General features: G+C 66.0%; 7 protein-coding genes. 4 read left to right on the top strand and 3 right to left on the bottom strand.

The window, feature by feature from the left end; all coding sequences use genetic code 11:
• Positions 1-40 precede the first annotated feature (40 nt).
• Positions 41-493, bottom strand: a complete 453-nt coding sequence (locus tag ACLFQI_RS07350) for a hypothetical protein (RefSeq protein ID WP_410758266.1) — start codon at positions 491-493, stop codon at positions 41-43.
• A 201-nt stretch (positions 494-694) separates the two neighbouring features.
• On the opposite strand from ACLFQI_RS07350, the gene ACLFQI_RS07345 reads away from it, so the two are divergent.
• Complete coding sequence (locus tag ACLFQI_RS07345) at positions 695-4,258, top strand: DUF2126 domain-containing protein (protein ID WP_410758265.1); 3,564 nt, start codon at positions 695-697, stop codon at positions 4,256-4,258.
• On the opposite strand, the gene ACLFQI_RS07340 is transcribed toward ACLFQI_RS07345, so the two are convergent.
• Both ACLFQI_RS07340 and folE read right to left on the bottom strand, forming a co-directional pair.
• Positions 4,201-5,295 (bottom strand): putative zinc-binding metallopeptidase, encoded by a 1,095-nt coding sequence (locus ACLFQI_RS07340; RefSeq protein WP_410758264.1) that lies wholly within the window; start codon positions 5,293-5,295, stop codon positions 4,201-4,203. The two genes, ACLFQI_RS07345 and ACLFQI_RS07340, sit on opposite strands and share 58 nt — an antisense overlap.
• An 88-nt stretch (positions 5,296-5,383) precedes the next feature.
• On the bottom strand, positions 5,384-6,019 hold the full coding sequence (gene folE / locus ACLFQI_RS07335; RefSeq protein WP_410758263.1) for a GTP cyclohydrolase I FolE: 636 nt from the start codon (positions 6,017-6,019) through the stop codon (positions 5,384-5,386).
• 476 nt (positions 6,020-6,495) lie between these two features.
• On the opposite strand from folE, the gene ACLFQI_RS07330 reads away from it, so the two are divergent.
• From ACLFQI_RS07330 to ACLFQI_RS07320, 3 genes are read left to right on the top strand one after another with little or no spacing between them, the layout of a single operon-like run.
• Positions 6,496-8,271: an N-acetylglutaminylglutamine amidotransferase gene (locus ACLFQI_RS07330; protein WP_410758262.1), complete on the top strand. Its 1,776-nt coding sequence runs from the start codon at positions 6,496-6,498 to the stop codon at positions 8,269-8,271.
• 35 nt (positions 8,272-8,306) lie between these two features.
• Positions 8,307-10,055 carry an N-acetylglutaminylglutamine synthetase gene (gene ngg, locus ACLFQI_RS07325; protein ID WP_410758261.1) on the top strand — a complete coding sequence of 583 codons (1,749 nt, stop codon included), beginning with the start codon at positions 8,307-8,309 and terminating at the stop codon, positions 10,053-10,055.
• Positions 10,052-11,161, top strand: coding sequence for an osmoprotectant NAGGN system M42 family peptidase (locus tag ACLFQI_RS07320; RefSeq protein WP_410758260.1), 1,110 nt, complete (start codon positions 10,052-10,054; stop codon positions 11,159-11,161). The genes ngg and ACLFQI_RS07320 overlap by 4 nt, the downstream gene beginning before the upstream one ends.
• Positions 11,162-11,222 lie beyond the last annotated feature (61 nt).

Genomic DNA, 11,222 nt, shown 5'->3' with positions numbered 1-11,222 from the left:
CCGTTGCCACCGACCAACAGCCAAAGCGGTTTGCCGTTGTTCAAACCGCCTGCTCGTCGCGCGGGACGAAGACACCCTGGCGGAAACTGCCAAGGATGTGTTTGCCGTGAGCGTCGATCTGCTCCAGATAGCCCGGATGTGTGCGGGAAGCCTGATAGCGGATCGCGGCCTCAGTGACCTTCTCGGGCAGCACCCTGGAGCGCCGATTCGACTCCACAGCGGCGAAGACCGCCTCAGAAGCGACAGGCTGAGCCAAGATCGGCTCGACGCGCAGCCGTGCCAGACCGGCAGCGACGTCTAATAGACTTTGCGGATCGACGAAGTCGGCGATTTGCTGTCCCAGTTCCGCCCAATACTCGATCTGTTCAGCGGCACTGCGGTGATGCTGCGCCGCAGCCAGGTGGCGTTCTGCATCAGCGCTTCTTGTAGCCGGACAGGGGAGGCGGATTTCGGCATCGACGTGCTCCGGGTGGATGCGCAGGCATGCTCGCATGCGCAATCCTTTCCGTAGCAGACTGCTACGATGCCTTCAATGCGGTGATGCTTCTACTGACGACCAGGTTACCCGAACCGTTCTTCAACCCGAATGAACGCCACCCGGGCCGCGCACGACTCGCTGACGCCGAAGGCGTCATTTCACGGTACAGTAATCCGCTCATCCCGCCTGCTCGCCCTCTTCGGAGCCTTGCCGTCCATGGCTATCCTCGTCGCGCTCAATCACAAGACCGAATACCGCTTCGATCGCTCGGTGGCGCTCGCGCCGCATACGGTCCGGCTGCGCCCGGCGGCGCATTGCCGCACGCCGATCCGCTCCTACTCGCTGCGCGTCGAGCCGAGCGAGCATTTTCTCAACTGGCAGCAGGACCCGTTCGGCAACTATCTGGCCCGATTGGTGTTCCCGGAGAAGGCGCGGTCGCTGAGCATCGAGGTCGACGTGATCGCCGAGATGATCACCATCAATCCGTTCGACTTCTTCGTCGACGAGGATGCCTACCACTATCCCTTCGCCTACGACGCCCAGCTGACCAAGGAGCTGGCGCCCTATCTGGAGATCAAGGACCGCGGCCCAAGGTTCGATGCCTGGGTCGAGAGCATCGATCGCACGCGCCGCGAGACGGTCTATTTCCTGGTCGATCTGAACAAGCGCCTGCAGGAGATGATCGGCTACGTGGTGCGCATGGAGACCGGCATCCAGAGCAGCGAGGAGACGCTGACCCTGGGCCGCGGCTCCTGTCGCGATACCGGCTGGCTGCTGGTGCAGACGCTGCGCCGACTCGGGCTGGCGGCGCGCTTCGTCTCCGGCTATCTGGTGCAGCTGACCGCCGACGTGAAGGCGCTCGATGGGCCGAGCGGCCCGGAGCAGGACTTCACCGATCTGCATGCCTGGGCCGAGGTCTATATCCCGGGCGCGGGCTGGATTGGCCTCGATCCGACCTCGGGCCTGTTCGCGGGCGAGGGCCATATCCCGCTCGCCTGCACGCCGGACCCGGTCTCGGCGGCGCCGATCACCGGCGCCACCGGCGAGTGCGAGGTCGAGTTCTATTTCCACAATCGGGTCAAGCGCATCCACGAGGACCCGCGCGTCACCAAGCCCTATACCGACGCGCAGTGGGCGGCGATCGAGGCGCTTGGCCATGCCGTTGACGCCGAACTGAGCCAGCAGGATGTGCGCTTGACCATGGGCGGCGAGCCGACCTTCGTCTCGATCGACGACATGGAGGGCGCGGAGTGGAACATCGCCGCGCTCGGGCCGACCAAGAAGGGCCTGGCCGAGGCGTTGCTGCGGCGGCTCAAGCGCCAGTTCGCGCCGGGCGGGATGCTGCATCTCGGCCAGGGCAAGTGGTATCCGGGCGAGCAGCTGCCGCGCTGGGCGCTGTCCTGCTACTGGCGCAAGGATGGCGCGCCGGTCTGGCAGGACGAGGCGCTGATGGGCGACGAGCGCGGCGATCGGGGCCAGGGGCCGGAGGAGGCGGCGGGTTTCATCCGCACCCTGGCGACCAAGCTCGGTGTCGATCCGGACCATGCGCAGCCGGCGCATGAGGATGTCTTCTATTATCTTTGGCGCGAGGCGCGGCTGCCGGCCAACGTCGATCCGCTCGACAGCAAGCTCAAGGACCCGATCGAGCGGGCCCGGCTGGCGCGGGTCTTCAGCCAGGGCCTGGATCGCGTCGCCGGCTATGCGCTGCCGCTGCGCTGGGCGGGGCTGACCCTTGACGGGCAGGGCCGGGAGATTGCCGGGAGTGACGGCCAGAGCGCGGACGACACTGGGAGCCAGCCTGGGGGCGAGGGCCAGAGCGAACGCAAACCTGGGCCTCGTCGCCAAGGCGGCTGGGTCAGCGGGCGCTGGACGCTGCGCGATGGCAACCTGTTCCTGATCCCCGGCGATTCGCCGATGGGCTATCGGCTGCCACTGGATGCGCTGCCCTATGTGCCGGAGGGCGAGCTGGACACCCATCCGCCGCGCGATCCGTTCGAACCGATCTCGCCACTCGCCGCGCCCCGCCGCTCGGATCAGCCGGCCGCTGTGCCGAGCGCTGGCGACGACGAGATCGCGCGGCGCTATAGCCGCCTGGTCGAGCCGAGTCAACCGCGCCAGCCGATCAACGAACAGGGGTTGCATCCGGACGAGATCGCCCGTCGCCATGGTCGCGAGGCGGTGCCTGAGGATCACCGCCAGCCGCTCGCCGAGCAGGCCTCGCTGCCGGATGACTATCCGGCTGAGCTGATCCGCACCGCGCTCTGCATCGAGCCGCGCGCGGGCCGGCTGTACGGCTTCATGCCGCCGCTGACGCATCTCGAGCACTGGCTGGAGCTGGTCGCCGCGCTCGAGGCGACCGCTGCCGAGACCGCGCAGCCGATCATCATCGAGGGCTACGAGCCGCCGCGCGATGCGCGCCTGCAGAAGTTGGCGGTAACGCCCGACCCCGGCGTGATCGAGGTCAACGTGCATCCGGCCAGCTCCTGGGACGAGCTGGTGCGCGACACCCAGATCCTCTACGAGGAGGCACGCCAGACCCGGCTCGGCACCGAGAAGTTCATGCTCGATGGCCGCCACACCGGCACCGGCGGCGGTAACCATGTGACCCTGGGCGGGCCGACGCCGGCCGACAGCCCGCTGCTGCGCAAGCCGGACCTGATCCAGAGCCTGATCACCTATTGGCAGCATCATCCGAGCCTGTCGTATCTGTTCTCCGGCACCTTCATCGGCCCGACCAGCCAGGCGCCGCGGGTCGACGAGGCACGCGACGACAGCCTCTACGAGCTGGCCATCGCCTTCCAGCAGATGCCGGCCGGGCAGGTGACCCAGCCCTGGATCGTCGACCGGGTACTGCGCAATCTGCTGGTCGATGTCACCGGCAACACCCATCGCACCGAGTTCTGCATCGACAAGCTCTACTCGCCCGATTCGGCCAGCGGTCGGCAGGGGTTGGTCGAGTTCCGTGCCTTCGAGATGCCGCCGCATGCGCGCATGAGTCTGGCGCAGATGCTGCTGATGCGGGCGCTGGTGGCGCGCTTCTGGACGCAGCCCTATACCCGGGCGCCGATCCGCTGGGGCACCGAGCTGCATGATCGCTTCCTGCTGCCGCATTTCGTCCGCCAGGACTTCGAGGACGTGATCTGCGATCTGCAACGCGCCGGCTATCCGTTCGAGTCGGCCTGGTTCGATCCCTTCTTCGAGTTCCGCTTTCCGCACTATGGCGATCTGGTCACCGCCAATGGCATCCGGCTCGAGCTGCGCGGCGCGATCGAGCCTTGGCATGTGCTCGGCGAGGAGGTCACCGCGCAGGGCACGGCCCGGTTTGTCGATTCGGCGGTGGAGCGGATGCAGATCAAGGTCAACGGCCTCACCGACAGCCGCCATGTCGTCAGCTGCAATGGCCGCCGTCTGCCGCTGCGCCCGACCGGGCGCAAGGGCGAGTCTGTCGCCGGCGTGCGCTTCAAGGCCTGGAGCCCGCCGTCGGGCCTGCATCCGATGATCCCGGCGCAGGGCCCGCTGATCTTCGATGTGGTCGATCTCTGGAACCGGGCCAGCCTGGGCGGCTGCAGCTACTACGTCTCGCATCCCGGCGGTCGCGCCGAGGCGCGCTTCCCGGTCAACAGCTACGAGGCCGAGAGTCGGCGCATCGCGCGCTTCCGGCACATGGGGCACACGCCGGGCGACATCGATCCGCCGCCCGAGGAGCCGGCCGGCGAGCATCCCTATACGCTGGATCTGCGTTGGAGGCCGCTCGATGCGCGCGCGTGCACCACGCGATGAACGAAGCGCAGCTTCTCGATCGCCGGCAACGCTAGCACGAAGGGATAGGCGTGCTCATGGCCAATGCTGCGGTTGAGGCTATTGAGGGCCAGGGTCAGCGGGAGCCAGTGCCCGAGGAGGCTGTCGAAGGAGCTGGCCCGGTAGGCGTCGAAATCCGGCTCGACATCCAGTGAGTCGTCGTTGCCGGCGCGCGGGCGGATGCTGAGGCCGAACTGATAGGCGGTCTCTAGGGCGTCGACCATCAACAGATAATGCGCCCAGCTTTCGGCCCAGTCTTCCCAAGGATGCATGCTGGCATAGGCACTGATGAAGCGCTCGGGCCAGTCGGACGGCGGACCTTGCCGATAGTGCCGATCGAGGGCCTGCGCATAATCCCGGGTTTCATCGCCAAACAGCCGCCGATACGGCTTTAGCCAGTCGCTGTCGCGGATCAGGCGATCCCAGTAATAATGGCCGGACTCATGCCGGAAATGACCCAGGATGGTCCGATAAGGCTCGTCCATCTGCTCGCGCATGCGTTCGCGCTCGGCGGGATCGGCCTCGGCGAGATTGATCGTGATCAGCCCTTGCGCATGCCCCGTCATCACCCGGTCGCGCTCGTTGAAACTGGCCGGGGCGTCGGCGAGGAAGGCGAATTCGAGGCCGGCCGGGTCGAGCCGGCGCGGGACCACCGGCAGATCGAGTTGCAGCATCGCGTAGATCAGACGCCGTTTCTCGGTCTCCATCGCTCGCCAGCGCTCCTGATTGCCGCTGACCGCGAGATCGGGGATGGTGCCGTTGAGGTCGCAGGCGACGCAGAAGACCTGCTCGCTGTCGGCCTCGACCATCCAGTTGCAGACCCGATGATTCGCATAGTTGGGACACATCCGATAGCGGACCGGTTCGCCCACCGGCTGCCAGCGGCCCTGACCGATCTCCTTGAGCGGCGCCAGGCGCAGGCGATCCGGGAGGAAACCGAGCGGCAGACCGCATTGAGTACAGCTGACATTCTCGAAGTAGAGGATGTTGCCACAGTTGGTGCAGCTAAAGAGTTTCATGCTGATCCCGTGAGTGGTTTGGGCCGGCCTGATGGGTGACTGACGGGTGACCGCTGATTGACTGGCCAGGATCGCGCATCAACCGCCGCTAGCGATCCAGGAACCCCATGAATTCGGCGCGGGTGCGGGCATCGGACTCGAAGGTGCCGCGCATCGCGCTCGAGATCGTCGTGCTGTTCTGTTTCTGCACGCCTCGCATCATCATGCAGGTGTGGCTGGCTTCCATCACCACCGCGACGCCGTGCGCGCCCAAATGCCTCATGAGTGCATCGGCGACCTGACTGGTCAGGCGCTCCTGCACCTGCAACCGCCGCGCGAAGACATCGACGACGCGGGCGATCTTGCTCAGACCGACGACCTTGCCGTTGGGTAGATAACCCACATGCGCCTGACCGAAGAAGGGCAGCAGATGGTGTTCGCAGAGGCTGTAGAACTCGATGCCGCGCACGACCACCATCTCGCGCACATCCTCCTCGAACAGCGCCTTCTTGATGATGTCCTCGGCCGACATTGCGTAGCCACTGGTGAGGAAATCCAGCGCCTTGGCGACCCGCAGCGGGGTGCGCTTGAGCCCCTCGCGCTCAGGGTCCTCGCCGAGCTGGCTCAGCAGTTCATGGACGAGATGTTCCTTGGGCGCGTCATAGACCTCTTGTTCGTCGATGGGCTCGAAGCTGTCGGCGCAGTGCGCATCGGTCACGCGCGAGAGATGGGTGGGTGCGGGCATTCTTTCGTTGTCCTTGTTCGTTCGGCGATGCGCCCCCGCTGGGGCGATCGGTATGAGTGCTAGCGAAGAGTAGGGGTCTTCGCCTTGAAAGACGACCAGGCGGCCATCGCTGGGCAGGCGCCACGGCAACATCGACAGGGTGCCAAGCGCGCCAAGCGGGCCGCGCGCGCCCGCCGAAGGCGCGAAGCGCTGCCGCGCGTGCACGCGCGCTCAAGGGCGCCGAGCCCAGTCCGATGGAAGGTCGTCAGCGGATTCGTTACACTGGCCCGAACGTCGAGCGTTCCGGGTCGGGGGTCGTGACTGCGGCCGCGCTCGGGCGATCGAAACGACCGGAGTCGCGTCATTCGATCTCCGCCACCCCGTTGCGGGCGCGACGCGCCAGGCCCTGGGTCCGGCCGCCGCGGTCCGTGTCGCGACCGCGTGCGTGCCGATGCGCGCGCGCCCTTCCGAAGACTCCCAGCCTCGAGGATTTCCAGATGTGTGGATTCTGCGGTGAGATCCGCTTCGATGGTCAGCCGATCGATCTTGGCGCGCTGGCTGCCGTGAACGCGAGCATGCAAGCGCGCGGACCCGACGGCAGCGGCCTGTTTCAGCAGGCCCAGGTCGCGCTTGGCCATCGCCGACTCAGCATCATCGATCTCAGTCCGCATGGCAATCAACCGATGATCGACAGCGAGCTTGGGCTGACCATCGCCTTCAACGGCTGTATCTACAACTACAAACAGCTGCGTGAAGAACTCGGCGGCAAGGGCTATCGGTTCTTCTCGCACAGCGATACCGAGGTGATCATCAAGGCCTTCCACGCCTGGGGCGCCGACTGTGTGCAGCGGTTCCATGGCATGTTCGCGTTCGCCATCGCCGAGCGCGACAGCGGGCGTCTGACCTTGGCGCGCGATCGGCTCGGCATCAAGCCATTCTATTATGCCGAGCGGCCCGGCGCCTTGCGATTTGCCTCCAGCCTGCCGGCGTTGCTCGCCGGCGGCGGCATCGACACCGACCTGGACCCGGTGGCGCTGCACTATTACATGCATTTCCACGCGGTGGTGCCGGCACCGCATACCATCCTGCGCGGCGTGCGCAAGCTGCCGCCGGCGACCATCCGGACGATCGAGCCCGATGGCCAGGTGCGCGAGCATCAATACTGGCAGCCGAGCTTCGTCGCCAGCCCCGACGAGCAGGCGCTGAGCTTCGAGGACTGGCAGGATCGGGTCCTGGCGGCCTTGCGCACCGCCGTCGACCGGCGCCTGGTGGCCGACGTCGATGTCGGCGTGCTGCTCTCCGGCGGGCTGGATTCGAGCCTGATCGTCGGCCTGCTGGCGGAGCAAGGCCAGCACGGGCTGAACACCTTCTCGGTGGGCTTCGAGAGCGTCGGCGACGAGGCCGGCGACGAGTTCCAGTACTCGGACATCATCGCCAAGCATTATGCGACCGAGCATCACAAGATTCAGGTCGATTCGCGCAACCGACTGCTGTCGAGCCTGCCGGGCTGCGTGCGGGCGATGTCCGAGCCGATGGTCAGCCATGACGTCATCGGTTTCTACCTGCTCTCGCAGGAGGTCGCCAAGCACGTCAAGGTGGTGCAGAGCGGGCAGGGGGCCGACGAGGTCTTCGGCGGCTACCACTGGTATCCGCCGATGCTCGACAGCCAGGACCCGGCTGCGGACTATGCGCGCGTGTTCTGCGACCGCGAGCACGGCGAGTATCTGCAAGCGGTGCATCCGCGTCTGCACGGCGAGGATCACAGCCGCGCCTTCATCCGCGAGCACTTCGCGATGCCGGGCGCCGCGGCGGCGGTCGACAAGGCGCTGCGCATCGATCAGCAGATCATGCTGGTCGATGACCCGGTCAAGCGCGTCGACAACATGACCATGGCGGCGGGCCTGGAGGCGCGCGTGCCCTTCCTGGACCATGAGCTGGTCGAGCTGGCGGCGCGGATCCCGGCGCGGCACAAACTTTGCGATGAGGGGAAATGTGTGCTCAAGGCGGTCGGGCGGCGCGTCATCCCGCGTGAGGTCATCGACCGGCCCAAGGGCTATTTCCCGGTGCCGGCCCTGAAGTACCCGCGTGGCGAGGTGCTCGAGATGATGCGCGAGACGGTGCTCAGCCAGCGTGCGCGCGAACGCGAGCTGTTCCAACCGGCCTATCTGCAGCCGCTGCTGGATGCACCAGATGAGCACATCACGCCGTTGCGCGGCTCCAAATTGTGGCAGGTGACGCTGCTGGAGCTGTGGCTGCAAGAGCAGGGGATCTGACGTCAGAGAACAACACCGGACGAGGGGACAGCGCAATGAGCACGCGAGAGCACATCCATCACCGGCTCGAACGGCGGCGGGCGCAGTCGGTCAGCAGTTGGGACAACAAGCGCCGACACGAGAACGAGATCTGGTCGGAGACCGCCGTGGACTGCGGCTGGGGACGCCTGATCTTCGGCCAGACCTTCAATGACCCGCAGAAGCTCGCCGCATGTCTGCAAGAGGAAGGCTCCGGCCGACGGGACGTGGCCATGTACCTGCGCGATCCGCACGTGGTGCTGTCCTACGCGCCGCAGGATCTGTTCCTCGACCCCTCGCATACCTTTCGCTTGTGGCTCGACCGCTATCAATACTCGCACCGGCGGCCCAAGGGCTTCGTCTTGCGCCTGCTCAACAACCATGCCGACGCCGAGGCCGTGCATCGGCTCTACGCCTCGCGGCGCATGGTGCCGCCGAGCGCCGAGTTCGTCTGGCGCCAGCGCGCCTCGCGCGTGGTCCGGTGCTGGGTCGCGCAGGACGAGCAGGACGGCGGCATTCTCGGCTGCGTGAATGGCGTCGATCATGTCGAGGCCTTCGGCGATGTCGAGCGCGGCGCGAGTCTGTGGGCCTTGGCGGTGGACGCTCAGGCGCCGTATCCTGGCATCGGCGAGGCGCTGGTGCGACAGGTGATCGAGTTCTATCAGGCGCGCGGGCGCGCCTTCCTCGATCTGTCGGTGATGCACGATAACAAGGGCGCGATCCGACTCTACGAGAAACTCGGTTTCGAGCGGGTCCCGGTGTTCGCGCTGAAGAACAAGAATGCCTATAACGAGCCGCTGTTCATCGGCAAACAGCCGGCGGCGCAGTTGAATCCCTATGCCGCGATCATCGTCAACGAAGCGCGCCGGCGTGGGATCGGAATCGAGGTCATCGATGCCGAGGCCGGTTACTTTGCGCTCGGGCTTGGCGGCCGGCGCATCGTCTGCCGCGAGTCCTTGAGCGAACTGACCACGGCGGTGGCGATGAGCCGCTGCGACGACAAGGTCGTGACGCAGCGCTTGCTGCGTCGTGCGGGCCTCAAGGTGCCGGACCAATGTACCTACGAGGCCCTGGATCAGGCCGAGGCCTTTTTGACCCGGCACGGCAGCGTCGTCGTCAAGCCGGCCCGGGGGGAACAAGGCGCCGGCATCAGTGTCGATATCCGCGCTCCGAGCGATCTCGAGCGCGCGATCAAAAACGCGCGCCGGATCTGCGAGACGGTGATCCTGGAACAATTCTGCACCGGCGCCGATCTGCGGATCATCGTCATCGACTTTCAGGTGGTGGCGGCGGCGATCCGCAAGCCGGCGCAGATCGTTGGCACCGGCGCGCACAATATCGGTGAGCTGATCCAGATCCAGAGTCGGCGCCGGCGCGCGGCAACCAGCGGCGAGTCGAGTATCCCGGTCGACGACGAAACCGAGCGCTGCGTGCGCGAGGCCGGCTTCAAGATGGAGGATATGTTGCCCTACGGGCGCACGCTGGTGGTGCGCAAAACCGCGAATCTGCACACCGGCGGCACCATCCATGATGTCACCGGTTCGCTGAGTCCGGCACTGGCTCAGGCCGCCGCAAAAGCGGCGCGGGTGCTTGACATTCCGGTCACGGGCCTGGATTTTCTAGTGCCGGATGTGACCGCGTCCGATTATGTGATCATCGAGGCCAACGAACGGCCCGGGCTGGCCAACCATGAGCCCCAGCCCACCGCCGAGCGTTTCGTCGACCTGCTCTTTCCGCAGACCGCAGCCCGGGAGCTCAGCGCTTGAAGCATCTTCGTATCGATACCGAGTACCTGCTCGATATCCTCCTCAAACTCCTCTTCACGCCCAGTCCCGCCGGCTACACGGATCGGGTCGTCCATATCGTTTGCGAGGAACTCGAGCGCCTCGACGTGCCCTTCGAGCTGACCCGCCGTGGGGCGATCCGGGCGACGCTCAAGGGCGAGGCGGCGCGGCCGAACAAGGCCCTCGTCGCGCACATCGACACCCTCGGGGCGATGGTCAAGGCGCTGAAGCCGAACGGGCGCTTGCAGTTGGTTCCGGTCGGTCACTGGAACTCGCGTTTTGCCGAGGGCGCGCGCTGCACGCTGTTCACCGATATCGGTCAGCACCGTGGCACCATCCTGCCGTTGAAGGCCTCGGGGCATACCTTCGGACCCGAGATCGATCAGCAGGAGGGCGGCTGGGATCATGTCGAGTTTCGCATCGACGAGCGGGTGTTCGATCTGCCGGGCCTGTTACAGCTTGGCGTGCATGTCGGCGATTTCATCGCCATCGATACCGCGCCGGAGATCACCGCGACCGGCTTCATCAACTCCCGGCATCTCGATGACAAGGCGGGCGCGGCGCTGTTGATGGCGGCGGTGAAGGCGGTCAAGGAGAGCGAAGTGCGGTTGCCGGTCGATTGCCATCCGTTGTTTACCATCTCGGAGGAGGTCGGCTCCGGCGCCTCGGCGGCCTTGCACAAGGATGTCGCCGAGATGCTGACCATCGACAATGGCACCACCGCGCCCGGTCAGAACTCGAGCGAGTTCGGCGCCACCATCTGCATGGCGGATCTGGGCGGGCCCTTCGACTATCACCTGACCCATCGCATCATCCAGATCTGCCAAGAGTTCCATATCCCGCATCAGCGCGATGTGTTCAAGTACTACCGCTCGGACAGCGCGGCAGCGCTCGAGGCCGGCAACGATGTGCGCACGGCGCTGGTCACCTTCGGCATCGATGCCTCGCACGGCTATGAGCGCATCCATCAGGAGGCGCTGGAATCGGTTGCCGAGCTGGTGGCGATCTACATGCAATCGCCGCCGCTGTATGCGCGCGATCGCTTCGAGATGGGGCCGCGCGCTGGCTTCCCGACGGTGCCGGGTTAATGGTTGAATGAGAGGTCGTGTAGCCAGGGCTCCGCTCACCGCGGTTAGCACGCGTAGCAGC

The sequence above is a fragment of the Halochromatium sp. genome (genome assembly GCF_046541315.1).
Taxonomy (GTDB): domain Bacteria; phylum Pseudomonadota; class Gammaproteobacteria; order Chromatiales; family Chromatiaceae; genus Lamprobacter.
Note: the sequence above shows the minus strand (reverse complement) of the source record. Positions and strands in the feature narration are given on the sequence as shown.